Source organism: Streptomyces sp. NPDC047002, assembly GCF_040704505.1.
Taxonomy (GTDB): Bacteria; Actinomycetota; Actinomycetes; order Streptomycetales; family Streptomycetaceae; genus Streptomyces.
Genome location: NZ_JBEYWC010000009.1, coordinates 125,780 through 139,502, shown reverse-complemented (window position 1 = coordinate 139,502; position 13,723 = coordinate 125,780). Strand labels below are relative to the sequence as shown.

15 protein-coding genes and 1 tRNA gene are annotated in these 13,723 nt (G+C 74.4%); 6 read left to right on the top strand and 10 right to left on the bottom strand.

The genetic code is table 11. The features are described 5' to 3' along the window. Nucleotides 1–4 precede the first annotated feature (4 nt). The 3 genes from AB0910_RS11940 to AB0910_RS11930 all read right to left on the bottom strand — a co-directional run bounded on the left by AB0910_RS11940 (nucleotide 5) and on the right by AB0910_RS11930 (nucleotide 2,332). Nucleotides 5–946, bottom strand: a complete 942-nt coding sequence (locus AB0910_RS11940; RefSeq protein WP_366744410.1) for an SCO1664 family protein — start codon at nucleotides 944–946, stop codon at nucleotides 5–7. Continuing rightward, nucleotides 943–1,533 (bottom strand): DUF3090 domain-containing protein, encoded by a 591-nt coding sequence (locus AB0910_RS11935; protein WP_366744409.1) that lies wholly within the window; start codon nucleotides 1,531–1,533, stop codon nucleotides 943–945. Before AB0910_RS11935 ends, AB0910_RS11940 begins: the two co-directional genes overlap by 4 nt. A 112-nt stretch (nucleotides 1,534–1,645) precedes the next feature. Continuing rightward, nucleotides 1,646–2,332, bottom strand: a complete 687-nt coding sequence (locus AB0910_RS11930) for a histidine phosphatase family protein (protein ID WP_366744408.1) — start codon at nucleotides 2,330–2,332, stop codon at nucleotides 1,646–1,648. A gap of 89 nt (nucleotides 2,333–2,421) precedes the next feature. Between AB0910_RS11930 and AB0910_RS11925 the strand changes: the two genes are divergently transcribed. Then, nucleotides 2,422–3,438: a magnesium and cobalt transport protein CorA gene (locus AB0910_RS11925; protein WP_366744488.1), complete on the top strand. Its 1,017-nt coding sequence runs from the start codon at nucleotides 2,422–2,424 to the stop codon at nucleotides 3,436–3,438. Between the two features lie 129 nt (nucleotides 3,439–3,567). On the opposite strand, the gene AB0910_RS11920 is transcribed toward AB0910_RS11925, so the two are convergent. Together AB0910_RS11920 and AB0910_RS11915 are read right to left on the bottom strand one after the other, a co-directional pair. Next, nucleotides 3,568–4,362, bottom strand: coding sequence for a ferritin-like domain-containing protein (locus tag AB0910_RS11920; RefSeq protein WP_366744407.1), 795 nt, complete (start codon nucleotides 4,360–4,362; stop codon nucleotides 3,568–3,570). Nucleotides 4,363–4,602: 240 nt separating this feature from the next. Further along, a complete protein-coding gene (locus AB0910_RS11915) occupies nucleotides 4,603–5,655 on the bottom strand; it encodes an LLM class F420-dependent oxidoreductase (RefSeq protein WP_366744487.1) in 1,053 nt (350 codons plus the stop codon). 178 nt (nucleotides 5,656–5,833) lie between these two features. On the opposite strand from AB0910_RS11915, the gene AB0910_RS11910 reads away from it, so the two are divergent. After that, complete coding sequence (locus tag AB0910_RS11910; protein ID WP_366744406.1) at nucleotides 5,834–6,814, top strand: aldo/keto reductase; 981 nt, start codon at nucleotides 5,834–5,836, stop codon at nucleotides 6,812–6,814. Continuing rightward, nucleotides 6,811–9,150, top strand: coding sequence for a helix-hairpin-helix domain-containing protein (locus AB0910_RS11905; protein WP_366744405.1), 2,340 nt, complete (start codon nucleotides 6,811–6,813; stop codon nucleotides 9,148–9,150). Before AB0910_RS11910 ends, AB0910_RS11905 begins: the two co-directional genes overlap by 4 nt. Before the next feature lie 273 nt (nucleotides 9,151–9,423). Here the strand turns inward: AB0910_RS11905 and AB0910_RS11900 are convergent, their stop codons facing one another. Beyond that, entirely contained in the window at nucleotides 9,424–10,080 is a 657-nt protein-coding gene (locus AB0910_RS11900) for a hypothetical protein (protein WP_366744404.1), read from the bottom strand. Between the two features lie 47 nt (nucleotides 10,081–10,127). Here AB0910_RS11900 and AB0910_RS11895 point away from each other — a divergent pair, with 47 nt between their 5' ends. Then, nucleotides 10,128–10,316: a DUF5703 family protein gene (locus tag AB0910_RS11895; protein WP_345655674.1), complete on the top strand. Its 189-nt coding sequence runs from the start codon at nucleotides 10,128–10,130 to the stop codon at nucleotides 10,314–10,316. Between the two features lie 95 nt (nucleotides 10,317–10,411). On the opposite strand, the gene AB0910_RS11890 is transcribed toward AB0910_RS11895, so the two are convergent. The 3 genes from AB0910_RS11890 to AB0910_RS11880 all read right to left on the bottom strand — a co-directional run bounded on the left by AB0910_RS11890 (nucleotide 10,412) and on the right by AB0910_RS11880 (nucleotide 13,092). Then, entirely contained in the window at nucleotides 10,412–11,215 is an 804-nt protein-coding gene (locus AB0910_RS11890) for a chaplin (RefSeq protein ID WP_366744403.1), read from the bottom strand. A 135-nt stretch (nucleotides 11,216–11,350) separates the two neighbouring features. Continuing rightward, nucleotides 11,351–11,584, bottom strand: coding sequence for a chaplin ChpH (gene chpH / locus AB0910_RS11885; RefSeq protein WP_345655678.1), 234 nt, complete (start codon nucleotides 11,582–11,584; stop codon nucleotides 11,351–11,353). 182 nt (nucleotides 11,585–11,766) lie between these two features. Further along, complete coding sequence (locus tag AB0910_RS11880) at nucleotides 11,767–13,092, bottom strand: M20/M25/M40 family metallo-hydrolase (protein ID WP_366744486.1); 1,326 nt, start codon at nucleotides 13,090–13,092, stop codon at nucleotides 11,767–11,769. 130 nt (nucleotides 13,093–13,222) lie between these two features. Here AB0910_RS11880 and AB0910_RS11875 point away from each other — a divergent pair. Then, nucleotides 13,223–13,307, top strand: a tRNA-Leu gene (locus AB0910_RS11875). A gap of 45 nt (nucleotides 13,308–13,352) precedes the next feature. Here the strand turns inward: AB0910_RS11875 and AB0910_RS11870 are convergent. Beyond that, nucleotides 13,353–13,502: a hypothetical protein gene (locus tag AB0910_RS11870; RefSeq protein WP_366744402.1), complete on the bottom strand. Its 150-nt coding sequence runs from the start codon at nucleotides 13,500–13,502 to the stop codon at nucleotides 13,353–13,355. On the opposite strand from AB0910_RS11870, the gene AB0910_RS11865 reads away from it, so the two are divergent. Beyond that, complete coding sequence (locus AB0910_RS11865) at nucleotides 13,494–13,721, top strand: DJ-1/PfpI family protein (protein ID WP_366744401.1); 228 nt, start codon at nucleotides 13,494–13,496, stop codon at nucleotides 13,719–13,721. The genes AB0910_RS11870 and AB0910_RS11865 overlap by 9 nt on opposite strands. The last annotated feature ends 2 nt before the right edge of the window (nucleotides 13,722–13,723 follow it).

The window sequence follows — 13,723 nt, the reverse complement described above, 5'->3', positions numbered from 1 at the left end:
GAGGTCAGACGGGCGGCCACGGGATGGCGGGCCACTGCCCCGAGGGCAGCGGGTGGCGTTCCGTGTGGCGCAGTTCACCCACGCGCGCCCGCACCGCGTCGACCTCGTCGGGGGTGATCAGCGGGGCGAGCCTGGCGGCGAGCGGCGCACCCTCGGCGAGGGCGTCGGCGAGGATCCCGAGGACGGTGAGCGCCTCTTCGGGCAGCGGCTCGCCCGCCCAGCCCCAGAGCAGGGTGCGGAGCTTGTCGTCCACGTGGAAGGTGACGCCGTGGTCGATGGCGTGCAGCCGCCCGTCCTGCGAGGTCAGCAGGTGGCCGCCCTTGCGGTCGCCGTTGTTGATGACCGCGTCGAGCACGGCGAGGCGGCGCAGCCGCTCGTCGTCGGCGTGCACGAGCAGCGCGGTCTGCCCCTCGCCGACCTCGGCGAGCCCGATCGCCTTCCAGCCGTCGACGGGCTCCTCGCCCGCCACCAGCCCGAGCAGCGGGGTCAGCAGGGTGAGGGCGCCGTCGCCCGCCTCCTCGGCAGAGGACTCCCCCGGGTGCTCGGCGTCGTCCGGGTCCCCGGCGCCGTCCTCCGCCGCCTCGGGGTCCTCCCCCGCCACGAGCTGCTCGCCGATCCAGAGCTGGCACATGCCCTCGCCGTACGGGCCCTCCCGCAGCACGGTCGGCGGGACCAGGCCCCAGCCGGTCGCCTCTGACACCTCGTAGGCGGCGACCTCGCGCTGCGCGAGCGTGCCGTCGGGGAAGTCCCACAGCGGGCGCTCCCCCGCGACCGGCTTGTACACGCAGGCCGCCTCTGCGCCCTGGTAGGAGACGGTGCAGTAGAGCACCCCGTTGGACGCCTCGCGTATCCGGCCGCGTACCGTCAGCTCGCCCTTGCGCAGCAGCTCGTCCACCGGGACCCGCGCACCCGCGGCAGCGCCGCCCACCCCCTGCTGTCCGCTCACGCGCCCCGCCGGTATCCGTTCTGGCGGGGGCACACGTGGCCCTCGGGGTCGAGCGGGAGGCTGCACAGCGGGCACGGCGGGCGGCCCGCGTTGACGACGTGCAGGGCGCGCTTGGCGAACGCCCTGGCCTGCGTGCCGCTGAGGCGCACGCGGAGCATCGGCGGACCGTTCTCCTCGTCCTGGAGCAGCCGCTCCTCGGCCTCCGCGAGATCTTCGTCGTTCTCGGCGTCGAGCTCGACCAGGGCCTGGGCCTCGACGATCACACGCTGCTCGTCGCCGTCCCAGGCGAGCGCCATGGTACCGACCCGGAACTCCTCCTCGATCGGTACGTCGAGCGGGGCCGAGTCGGCGACGTCGGAGGGCGCGACCGCGGGCACAGGGGCGTTGCCGCCGCTGCGCCTGACGACCTCGTCCAGCAGTTCGTCGATCCGCTCGGCGAGCGCGGCGACCTGGGTCTTCTCCAGGGCGACGCTCGTCACGCGCCCCGCGGCCGACGCCTGGAGGAAGAACGTACGGCGTCCAGGCAGCCCGACCGTGCCGGCCACGAAGCGGTCCGGCGGATCGTAGAGGAACACCTGACGGGACACGTCCTGTCTCCCTTGGGAAGTGGCGGAATCGGGAGCGGTGCCGCGTCATCGGCGGCCACCGACGGCGGCCGCTGACGCGTGCACGGCGCGTCCACCCTACTGCTCCCGGCGATCACGGCGCGCCCGCGCCGCCGCCCACCGTGCCCGGGCCGTCCCCCTCGGCCTCGCGCGGCGCGAGACCGCCCAGGTCCTCGGTGTCGCCGAGCTTCAGGAGGTAGGGGCGCAGCCGCGTGTAGGAGAGGGCGGTGACCGAGCAGGGGTCGACGTGCAGCCGCTGGAAGAGGTCGAGGTGGAGGCCGAGCGCGTCCGCGACGATGGCCTTGATGATGTCGCCGTGCGAGCACATCAGGAAGACGGCCTTCTCGCCGTGCTCACGCTCGATCCGCTCGTTCCACTCGCGCACGCAGGCGACGGCCCTGGCCTGCATGGCGCTCATCGTCTCGCCGCCGGGGAACGCGGCGCCCGAGGGGTGCTGCTGCACGACCTGCATCAGCGGCTCCTCGTTCAGCTCGGACAGCTTGCGCCCGGTCCACTCGCCGTAGTCGCACTCGGCGATGCGCTCGTCGGTGACGAGTTCGGTGCCCGGCCGGGCGTCGAGCAGCGGCGCGAGGGTCTGGCGGCAGCGTTCGAGGGGGCTGGAGACGACGGCGGCGAAGGGGATCCCGGCGAGGCGGGCGGGCAGCCCGGCCGCCTGTGCGGCCCCCCGCTCGTCGAGCGCCACCCCGGGCGTCCGGCCGGCCAGCAGGCCGGAGGTGTTGGCGGTGGAGCGCCCATGACGTACGAGGATCAGCGTGGCCATGCCGGCAAGCGTAACCACCCCGCAGGGCCCACAGGGCGCCGCGTGCGGGACGTGGGAGAGGTGGCGTGCGTCGGCGCCGAGCGGGAAGAATGCGGTGCGTGATCGTGGACTGTGCCATTTACCGTGACGGCCGCCGCACCGAAGGGCCCGAGGACTTCTCGGGCGCGCTGGAGAAGGCGCGTTCCGAAGGGGACGCCTTCCTGTGGATCGGGCTGCACGAGCCGAGCGAGGAGGAGTTCTCGCGCGTCACGAGCGAGTTCGGGCTGCACCCGCTCGCGGTGGAGGACGCCCTGACCGCGCACCAGCGGCCGAAGCTTGAGCTGTACGACGACTCGCTGTTCATGGTCCTCAAGCCGGCCACGTACGAGCCGCACAGCGACACGGTCACCACCGGTGAGCTGATGGTGTTCGTCGGCGACTCGTTCGTGGTGACCGTGCGGCACGGGGTGGGCGCCCCGCTGTCCGCCGTGCGGGACCGCCTCGAACACCAGCCCGACGTGATGAGGCACGGCCCGACCGCGGTGCTGTACGCGGTCTGCGACGCGGTGGTGGACCACTACATAGACGTGGCGGACGAGTTGCAGACCGACCTGGAGGAGGTCGAGGCGGCGGTCTTCGCCCCCACCTCGTCGAGCCGGGCGGCCGAGCGGTCGGCCGCCGCGCAGACCACGGCCGAGCGCATCTACAACTTCAAGCGCCAGGTGCAGGAGTTCCGGCGGGCGACCGGGCCGCTGGCCGGTCCGATGCAGAAGCTGACGGGCGCGGGCCTGCCGTTCGTGAACGCGCGCTCGCAGCCGTTCTTCCGCGACGTGAACGACCACCTCACACACGCGAACGAAATGGTGGAGGGGCTCGACCGGCTGCTGTCGGACATCCTCTCGGCGCACCTCGCGCAGATGGGCGTGCGGCAGAACGACGACATGCGCAAGATCTCTGCGTGGGCGGCGATGGCGGCCGTGCCGACGATGGTCGCCGGCGTCTACGGGATGAACTTCGAGCACATGCCCGAGCTGCACTGGATCTGGTCGTATCCGGCGGTGATCGCGCTGATGCTGGCGATCGTGCTGGTGCTGCACCGGCAGTTCAAGCGGCGCGGCTGGCTCTGAGGCCGCGGCGGTGCCCGCTTCCGTACTCGTGGATCGGGCGTCGCAGGGCCGCGGTCCCCGCGGCCCTGTCGGCGCCGGCCGCGCGGGTCGGGCACGGCCGGCGGGGTGCGGTGGCGGGCGGGCGGCCCGTCACACCGCGGGCACGGCCGCTGCTGCGGGCGCGGGGCCGCCGAGCGCGTCACGGATCTCCGGCGGGGCGAGCCGGGTCATCCGCCGCCAGCCGCCGAGCCGCTCGTACGCGTACATGGCGTTGATGCCGACGGCGAGCGCCGCGGCCTTCGGCGCGGGCCAGCCGAGGATGCGGCCCATGTGGTCCATCACGGCGAGGCTCACCTGCCGGTAGATCGACATCTCGACCTTGGCGCAGGAGACGAGCGTGTCCAGGATGAACCGGCCGTGGCCCTGCGCGGCGAGGCGGAGCAGCTCCTCGTGGCAGTAGGCGAGGTGGTTGTCCTCGTCGCTGCTGATCATCCGCACGGCCTTGCCGACCTGGGGGTCGTCGCCGAAGTGCTTCTTCAGCATGTCCATCTGGTCGCTGGCGCGCTGCTCGGTGACCCTGCTGTGCGCGAGGTACACGACGATGTCGCGCTCGGTGAGCGGCGCGTCCCCGCGCAGCTTCTCGTGCGCGAGGCCGATGCCGCGCTGTTCGAGCAGGACGGTGTAATCGGTTTCGAGCGGCACCTCGACGGGTTCGAGGCCGCGCTTCTTGAGCAGCGCGTGGAAGATCCGGCCGTGCTTGTCCTCGTCGGCGCCGTGCCGGGTGATCTTGGGGGCGAGGTCGCGCATGGTGTCGGGGACGAGGGCGGCGATCCTGCCGTTCTCCCAGCCGCCCTGGGCCTCGCCCGACGCGGCGATGGAGCAGAACAGCTGGAAAGCCCGGTCGTCGTCGACCATTTCCTGGAACAGGCTCTGGGCAGAGAGCATCTCTGGCTACCTCCATCTGGACAGACGTCCGCAGGAGACGAGTCAAGGGGGGCCGCGGGCACCCGGCAACAGGTGGGGCGCTCCACTGGGCCGAAAGAAGGACGGCGTACGGGCGTAACCCGGGCGCGCGCACGGCGTTGTCCTGGGAGACGGCGGCCGTGGCGGGGAGACCCCCGAGCCCCCACCACGGCCGCGCTTCCCCTTTCCTGCGGCCTCGCCGCGTGCCCGCGCGCTCCGTGCCTACTCGGCGAGGCCGGCCCGCTCGAGCGCCTCGGCGCCCGCCCGCAGCGACGCGACCCGCTCGTCGAGCGTCAGGCCCGCGGGGGCGAGGGTCAGGGTCGTCACGCCGACCGCCGCGTAGGCCTGCATCCGGTCGGCGACGCGCGCCACGGGGCCGAGCAGCGTCGTCGAGTCGATCAGGTCGTGCGGCACGGCGGCCGCCGCGCCCGCCTTGTCGCCCGCCAGGTACTTGTCCTGGATCTCGGCGGCCTCCTTCTCGTACCCCATGCGCCCGGCGAGGCGGTTGTAGAAGTTCTGCTTCCTGCTGCCCATGCCGCCCACGTACAGCGCGGTGTACGGGCGGAACTGGTCGGCGAGCGCGGGGACGTCGTCGCCGGTGGCGAGCGGCACGGTCGGGCAGACGTCGAAGCCGTCCATCGTCAGCCCCGCCTTCTCCCGGCCCGCGCGCAGGGGGGCGAGCGCGGTCTCCTCCAGGTGCTCGGCCGCGGGGAAGATCAGCAGCGCGCCGTCGGCGATCTCGCCGGTCTGCTCCAGGTTCTTCGGGCCGATCGCGGCGATGTAGAGCGGGATGTGCGGCCGCTGGGGGTGCACGGTGAGCTTGAGGGGCTTGCCGGGGCCGCCGGGCAGGGGGAGCGTCCAGTGCTCGCCCTCGTGCGAGACCCGCTCGCGGGACATCGCGGCGCGCACGATCTCGACGTACTCCCTGGTCCGTGCGAGGGGCTTGTCGAAGGCCACGCCGTACCAGCCCTCGGAGACCTGGGGGCCCGAGACGCCGAGGCCGAGGCGGAAGCGGCCGCCGGAGAGCGAGTCGAGCGTCGCCGCGGTCATCGCGGTCATGGTGGGCTGGCGGGCCGGGATCTGCATGATCGCGGAGCCGACGTCGATGCTCTCCGTCCTGGCCGCGACCCAGGACAGGACGGTCGGGGCGTCGGAGCCGTACGCCTCGGCCGCCCAGCAGACGTCGTAGCCGAGCCGGTCGGCCTCCTGTGCGACGGCGAGGTTGTCGCCGTCCATCCCCGCACCCCAGTACCCGAGGTTGATGCCGAGCCGCATTGCCGCACCCGCTCCCTTACTCGTCCTACTCACCGGTAATGTCCTGTCGCAGGGACTGTAGCGCGCGGGCGGCCACCCGTCAGCCGCCCCGGCGGCGGCTCGTGGGCCGGCCTCCGTGAGAGCCTGTTGTCCACAGCCCCCTCTGCCGGCCGCGCCGTGGCCAGTAACCTCAGCCCCCATGGAGCAGAGGCATCTCGGCAGTACGGGACTGCGCGTGTCCCGTATCGGGCTCGGCACCCTGACCTGGGGCAGGGACACCGGCGAGCACGACGCGGCGGATCAGTTGAAGGCCTTCTGGGAAGCGGGGGGCACGCTGATCGACACGGCGGACGTGTACAGCGGCGGGGACGCCGAGTATCTGCTCGGGCAGCTGGTGGAGCGGCTCGTGCCCCGCCAGGACCTGGTGATCGCCACGAAGGCGGGGAGCGTGCCGGACCCCGACCGCCGCTTCGACGGCTCGCGGGGCCACCTGCTCGCCGCGCTCGACGCCTCGCTCGAACGGCTCGGCACGGACTACGTGGACCTCTGGCAGGTGCACGCCTTCGACCCCGAGACACCGCTCGAAGAGACCCTGCACGCACTGGACATCGCGGTGACCAGCGGGCGCGCGCGGTACGCGGGGGTGTCCAACTTCTGCGGCTGGCAGCTGGCGAAGGCGGCGACGTGGCAGCTGGCCTCGCCGGGCATAAGGACCAGGCTCGCCAGCACGCAGATGGAGTACTCGCTGCTCCAGCGCGGCGTCGAGCGCGAGGTGCTGCCCGCAGCGCTCGACCTCGGCGTCGGGCTGCTGCCCTCGTCACCCCTCGGGCGGGGCGTCCTGACGGGCAAGTACCGGCACACGACGCCGCCGGACTCGCGCGGCGCGAGCGACATGGCGATGTTCGTGGAGCCGTACCTCGACGGTGCGGCGAGCCGCGTCGTGGACGCGGTCGCCACGGCCGCGGACGGCTTGGCGACCAGCCCGCTCGCGGTGGCGCTCGCCTGGGTGCGCGACCGGCCCGGGGTGGCCGCCCCGATCGTCGGCGCGCGCAACGCGCGCCAGCTCAGCGAGGTGTTGTCAGTGGAGGGCCTTAGTCTTCCTGACGAGATCTGCCGGGCGCTCGACGATGTGTCCGCCCCGGTGCACCGCTATCCCGACCAGGACTGGAGCACGCTGTGACGACGGACCGCGACGCGGCCGAGGCGACCGTCGACGCCCCGGAGCCCGCCGAGGCGCCCGCCGGGGCGGGCCCGGCTGCCGAGAAGGCCGACACCGAGGGTGAAGGGGGCACGGGGACGGCCGGACCGGACGGGACGGACGAGACGGCTGAGGCGGACGGGGCCGCCGAGGCGACCGGGACCGTCGGCGCGGCCGAGGGCGCCGCAGCGGGCGGGGGCGCCGAGGCCGCCGGGTCGGCGGACGCGGGCGCCGGTGGCGACGCGGGCGGGGTGAGTGAGGCGCAGGCCGAGCTGGCCGCGCAGCGGGAGCTGCGGGCGCGGATCGAGCGCCGCAAGGCGGAGAAGGCGGGCCCCGTCGAGGCGGGGAGCGGGCTCAGCGGCCGGGCCGCCGACCTGCTCGCGGCGGTCCGCGCCGTCGAGAGCGGGGGCACGCCCGACCCCGCCGCGGTACGGCCCGCACCGCAGCCGGCGCAGACGCGGCCCGCCGAGCCGCCCGCCCAGGCCCGTACGGCTCCGCAGTCCCCGGCGCGCCCCGACCCCGGGGCGGTCGGCGCCGCGGCCGCGGTGCTCCGCGAGGGCGGCGCGCCCGAGGCGCTGGCCGGCCCTGCGGTCGCGGCGCTCGGGGAGGGCGCGGCCGGGGTGCTGAGGCAGGACCCGTGGCAGCTCCTCGCGGTGCCCGGGGTGCGGCCCGAGCAAGCCGACGGATTCGCCAGGGCGCTGCTCGGCGCCGCGTGCGGCCCCGACGACGGGCGGCGGACCGTCGCGCTCGTGGTCTGGCTGCTCGAACGCGCCGCCGTCCAGGGGCACACGGCGCTCGAAGCGGCGTCCGTCAGGACCGGGCTCGGGCAGTACGGCGTGCCGGACCCCGAGGGCGCGGTGCGGAGCGCAGCCGCCGAGGGCGCGGTGCTGGTCTTCCGCGACGAGGGGGAACCGTACGAAGTGGAGGCCGAGGAGGCCGCGGAGGCCGGGGACCCGGAAGGCGAGGGGCACGGCGGCGCCGACACCCCCGAGGAGGCCGGGGCGGACGCCGCGCCCGTGCTGCTCGGCCTCGACCGCTACGCGCTCGCAGAGGAGAGCCTCGCCGACGGCCTCGCCCGGCTGGTGAAGACCGTCGGGGAGCTGCCCGCGGAGCCGTGGGCCGAGGCGGAGCGCGCGGCGCCGTCGCCGTCCGCCGCCGAGCTGCTGCGGGCCGTCGCCGGCCACGGGCTCGTGCTGCACACCGGCGGCGAGGCGGCCCGCGCCGAGCCGGTCGCCGTCGCTGCGGCGGCCCGCGCGCTCGGCCTGCGTACGGCCGTCGCGGCGCACAGCGACAACGGCAGGGACCGGCTGCGCGCCGGGGGCGCGGTGGACGCCGTCACCGTGCCGGAGCTGCTGTCGGGCGCCGCGGGCCCCGGGCGGGACGCGGACGGCGCGCTCGGCGTCGACCTGCTGGTGGTGCTCGACGCGCCGCAGCTGGACGTCGAGTCGGCCGCCGTGCTCGTCGAGTCCCTGCCGGACGGCGGCAGGCTGCTGCTCAGCGGGGACCCCGGCGTGCTGGGCTCGGCGGGCGCAGGACGGGTCTTCGCCGACCTGCTGGCCGCGCGGGTCTGCCCGCAGGTCGCGTCCCGCACGCCGGACCCCGGCCCGATCGGCGAGCTGGTCTCCGGCATCGGCGTGGGCGAGCTCGCCCAGGTGCCCGCGCCGGACAAGGAGATCGTGATCGTCCCGGTGCGTGACGCGGGCGAGGCGGTGCACAGGACGGTGCAGCTGGTCGCGGATTCGGTGCCGCGCGCCTTCGGGCTGGCGGCGGGGCAGGCGCAGGTGGTCACGGTGGGCCACGGCGGCTCGGCGGGCACGCGCGCGCTCAACGCGGCGCTGAAGCAGCGGCTCGCGCCGGGCCCCGGCCGCTTCGGCGGCTTCGACCCCGGCGACCGTGTGGCCTATGTGCCGGCGCCGGGCCGTACGGTGCAGGGCGTGGTGGACTCGGCGCAGGCCGAAGGGCTGCGGGTGCTGCTCGACGGTCCCGAGGGGCCCGGCACGCCGGGTCCTGCCGTGACGGTGGCCAAGGAGCGGGTCGACGCCGAGCTGCGGCACGGCTGGGCGCTCACGGCGCACCAGGCGGCGGGGATGCGGTGGCCCGCCGCGGTCGTGGTGCTGCCGGGCGACGCGGCGCAGGCCCTGACGCGCTCGTGGGTGTACACGGCGTTCGGGCGGGGCGAGCGGCACCTGTCCGTGGTGCACGGCGCGGACCAGGCCCTGCCGAAGGCCGTCGCGGAGGGCGAGGGCCCCGCAGCCGTGCGCACCACCCGGCTGCGCCCCCTGATCGAGGCGCTGCTCGCGCCCGAGCCCGCCCCGTAGGGCCGCGGTCGCGGCCTCGGGGTCGTGCCCGGCCTGTGCCGTCGGTGCGGTCTCCCCCATGGGGCCGCGTCCTGGCGGGCGCGCCGCCGCTGCCCGCCCCAGCGGTCGTGCCCCGGGGCGTACCGTCGCCGCGGCCCGGCGTGCCTGGGCCTGTGACCGTGCCGTAAGGGCGCCGGACGCACCGCGGCCGCCCCACCGCGGCGGGCGGGGCGGCCGTGGCGCGCCACCGGAAGGGGCCGGGGGTGCCCGGCCCGCCCGGGGCGCGGTGCCCGCCTAGACCTCCTGCTCCTCCAGGTCGTCGGAGTCGAGGTCGTCCTCGTCGAAGACCGCGCTGACGTCGAAGCGGCAGACGACCTGCTGCGGGTCGGCCTGCTCGAAGGGCGACGACAGCCACTCGCCGGGCTCCGGCAGCTCGTCCTGGGCGGAGACCCACAGGGTCGAGTCGCCCTCCTCGAGCCCGAACTCCTTGTGGCGGGAGGCGATCTCGTCGGGTTCGTACTCGCCGAACAGGACGCCGACGGCCGCGTGGACGCTGCCGCCGACGACCGCGGCGGCGCCGGCCGCCGAGAGCACGTCGTCGTCGGCGTCCGCGATGCGCTGTGCCTGTGCCAGCAGCCGCTCCGGTTCCGCCACCGCGTAGTCGCGGCGGATCAGGACGCTCAGGGCGTGCGGCTCCTCGGGGCCCGCGTAGGGCGGAAGGGAGTCGTCGGGTTCCGGGATCTCGAAGGGGGTCACCTCGTCGTACCGGTTGTAGAGCCGCTCGTCGTAGACCTCGGCGGCAGCCGCGAGCGCGTTGAACGCGTCCGAGACCGCCTGGTCGTCCTCACCCGTGCGGTTCTCGACGGCCGCGAGGTGCCGGTCGAGTGCGGCCTTGACCGCCTCGGCGGCGGCGCGTACGTCGGCAGCGGTGGGCTGCGCAGCATCAGACATGGAGCAGACGCTATCCGTATCCAGGGTCTGGTCGCACAATAGATGCGATGCCGGAATACGAATTTGTCGATGTGTACGTCCCCCGCGGGGTGTCCCGCAAGGAGACGACCCGTCTGCTGACGGATCACGCCGAGTACGGGCACTGGGAACTGGACCGACTGAGCCTGCACCGGGACGGCAGCCGCAGGGTGCGGTTGCGCCGGCGCATCATCCGACAGGTGCGCGCCACCTGGTGAGCCCGGCCCGTCCCGTGACAGCGGGACGGGCCCCGCCCGTGTGAGGGGTGCGGGGCCCGCCCGTGGCTTCGTGCGTACCCATCCTGCGGCCGTCGTTACGCGGCTGCGCGGGACCGGCGGTAGAGGATCGTGCCGGCGAGCAGCATGCCGGCGGCGGCGGGCACGGCGATGCCGAGGCCCGTGGAGCCGGTGTGCGCGAGCTGCGGCGTCGTCTCCGCCACCTGCTGCGTCTTCGGCGTCTCGGGCGCGGGCGGGGTGGTGCGGTGGACGACCGGGGCCGGCGGGGTGGCCGGGTGGTGCGGCGCGTGCGGGGCCGGGGGCGCGGGCGGCGTCTCCGTGTTCTCGCAGGACTCGCCGGTGACCGGGTTGCCGATGCCGAGCACATTGATCCCGAGGCCGCAGGCGTTCACGGGGATGTCGATCGGGATGCCGATGCCGTTGCCCGAGCCGACGCCGGGAGAGCCCGAGGTGTCGCCGCCCGCGTGCGCGCCGCCACCGGTGTGGGAGCCGCCCGCGTGGGAGCCCCCGCCGCTCTGGTGGCCGCCTCCCTGGTGGGAGCCCCCGCCGCTCTGGTGGCCGCCTCCCTGGTGGGAGCCGCCGCCGTCCTGGTGGCCGCCGCCCTGGTGGCCGCCGCCCTGGTGCGAGCCGCCGCCCTGGGATGTGTTGGCGCAGGTGTTGCCCATCGCCGGGTTGAGGAGCCCGACGACGTTGACGGTGTTGCCGCACACGTTCACCGGAACATGCACCGGTACCTGCACGTTGTTGCCCGACAGCACCCCCGGCGAACCGACGGCCGCGCCCTCGGCTCCCGCGTCGGCGTGTGCCACCCCGCCGCCCAGGGCGAGTACGCCGCCCGCGGCCGCGAAAGTGATCAGACCCTTGCGCGTGCCCTGTCTCATCTGTTGATCCCTGCCTTCTGCAAAGCGGAATGCCTCCGGCCGTACCGGCGGCGCGATACCCGCGCGGCCCCGGAGCGCATGGCGTGCACTCCGGGGCCACCGGGTTCAGGCCCTGTAGCGGGCCGACCTACAACGTCAGGCGTTGACGCAGGTGTTGCCGAAGGCGGGGTTCAGCAGCCCGATCACGTTGATCGTGTTGCCGCACACGTTCACCGGGATGTGCACCGGCACCTGGATCACGTTTCCGGAGATGACACCGGGAGACTGCACCGCGGCGCCCTGGGCGCCCGCGTCGGCGGAGGCCACACCGGCGCCCGCGAGCACCAGACCACCGGTGACTGCCGCGGCCGCGACGACCTTCTTGAGCATTGTTCCTCCTCGTTGGCAAAGCGCGGCCCCAGCTGCGGACCGCACACCTGTAACGAGGAGGGAGTAATGAGGCTACGAGCTTATGGTCGGATTCACCCTTCTCCGCGAGCGGCCGGACGCACGAGCGAATCGCGCGTCCGGCCGGTGCCGTACGGGCGCCCCCGACGCCCCGGCGCGGGGGCTCAGCAGTGGTCGATGAACCGGTCGAGCACCCGGGCGCCGAAGCGGAGGCCGTCCACCGGGACCCGCTCGTCCACGCTGTGGAACATCCCGGCGAAGTCCAGGTCGGGCGGCAGCTGGAGCGGTGCGAAGCCGAAGCCTCGGATGCCGAGGTCGTCGAAGGACTTCGCGTCCGTACCGCCGGAGAGCATGTAGGGGACGGCGCGCGCGATCGGGTCCTCGGCGCTGAGCGCCGTCTGCATCGCCTCGACCAGGTGTCCGTCGAACGTCGTCTCGACCGCCTTGTCCGCGTGCACGTCCTCGCGCCGCACGCGCGGGCCGAGCACCCGGTCGAGGTCGGCGAGGAACTCGTCCTCGAAGCCCGGCAGGAAGCGGCCGTCCACGTGGGCGGTCGCCTGGCCGGGGATCACGTTCACCTTGTAGCCGGCGCCGAGCATGGTCGGCGCCGCCGAGTTGCGCAGCGTCGTGCCGACCATCTTGGCGATGCCGCCGAGCTTGGTGAGCGTGGCCTCCATGTTCTCCGGGTCGAGCGGGGTGCCCAGCGCGTCGGACAGCTCGTCGAGGAAGGAGCGCACGGTCTTGGTGACGCGCACCGGCCACTGGTGGCGGCCGAGCCTCGCGACGGCCTCGCACAGCTCGGTGATGGCGTTGTCCGTGTTGGTCATGGAGCCGTGGCCCGCCGTGCCGTCCACGGTGAGCTTCATCCAGTGCATGCCCTTCTCCGCGGTCTGCACCAGGTAGAGCCTGAGGTCCTCGCGCGCCGTGAAGGAGAAGCCGCCGACCTCGCTGATGGCCTCGGTGACGCCCTCGAACAGCTCCGGGTGGTTGTCCACCAGATGGCGCGCCCCGTAGGTGCCGCCCGCCTCCTCGTCCGCGAGGAAGGCGAGGACGATGTCGCGCGGCGGCTTGCGGCCGCTGCGCATCCGCTCCCGCACGACCGCGAGCGTCATCGCGTCCATGTCCTTCATGTCGATCGCGCCGCGCCCCCACAGGCAGCCGTCGGCGATCTCGCCCGCGAACGGGTCGTACGTCCAGTCGTCGGCGTTGGCCGGGACGACGTCGGTGTGCCCGTGGATCAGCAGCGCGGGCCGCGACGGGTCCTCGCCCTCGATCCTGGCCACGGTGGAGGCCCGGCCCTTGTGCGACTCGAAGATCCTCGGTTCGAGGCCGACCTCGGCGAGCTTCTCCGCCACGTACTCGGCGGCCGCGCGCTCGCCCGGGCCCGAGTGGTCGCCGTAGTTGCTCGTGTCGATCCTGATCAGGTCGCGGCACAGGTCCACGACCTCGTCCTCGCCCGCGACGGCCCGCTCCGCGCTCGGCTCGCTCACGCTGCTCACTCCCACGATCGTTGCTGGTGATGCCCCCATGGTGCCCCGAGCACCGGGGTGATCGAAGGCCCCCCGAAGTTTGCTATGGTTTTCCACGTCGGAACGGCCACGGGCCGCCGGCAGACACCTTGTCCGGGTGGCGGAATGGCAGACGCGCTAGCTTGAGGTGCTAGTGCCCTTTATCGGGCGTGGGGGTTCAAGTCCCCCCTCGGACACTCTTGAAGACCCCGGCCCGCGGCCGGGGTCTTCTGCTGTGCGCGTCAGGTGCCGGCGGTTTTCGCGTCCCGGCCGCGGGCCTCCGCCCGGTGGGCGCCCGGCGGCGTGCCCAGTTCGCGCTTGAAGGCGAGGGCGAACGCCGCCTCCGACGGGCCTTCGGCGACGCGGGCAAGCCGGTCGGCCTCGTGTGCCACGGCCCCCAGCTCCTGGTGGGGGCGGGCCTCGCCGCGGGGCGGCGCCTGACGTCCTGGTACGAGGTGCGCGACGAGATCGAGGCGGCCGGCGGCACCTGGGGTGATGAGCCGGTCGTCCAGGACGGCCCGTTCCTCACCGCCCGCAAGCCGGGCGACCTGCCCGCCGAGCTGCACGCGGTCATGCGGCGCCTCGACGCGCGGCCGGCGCCGGCCGCCTGAGC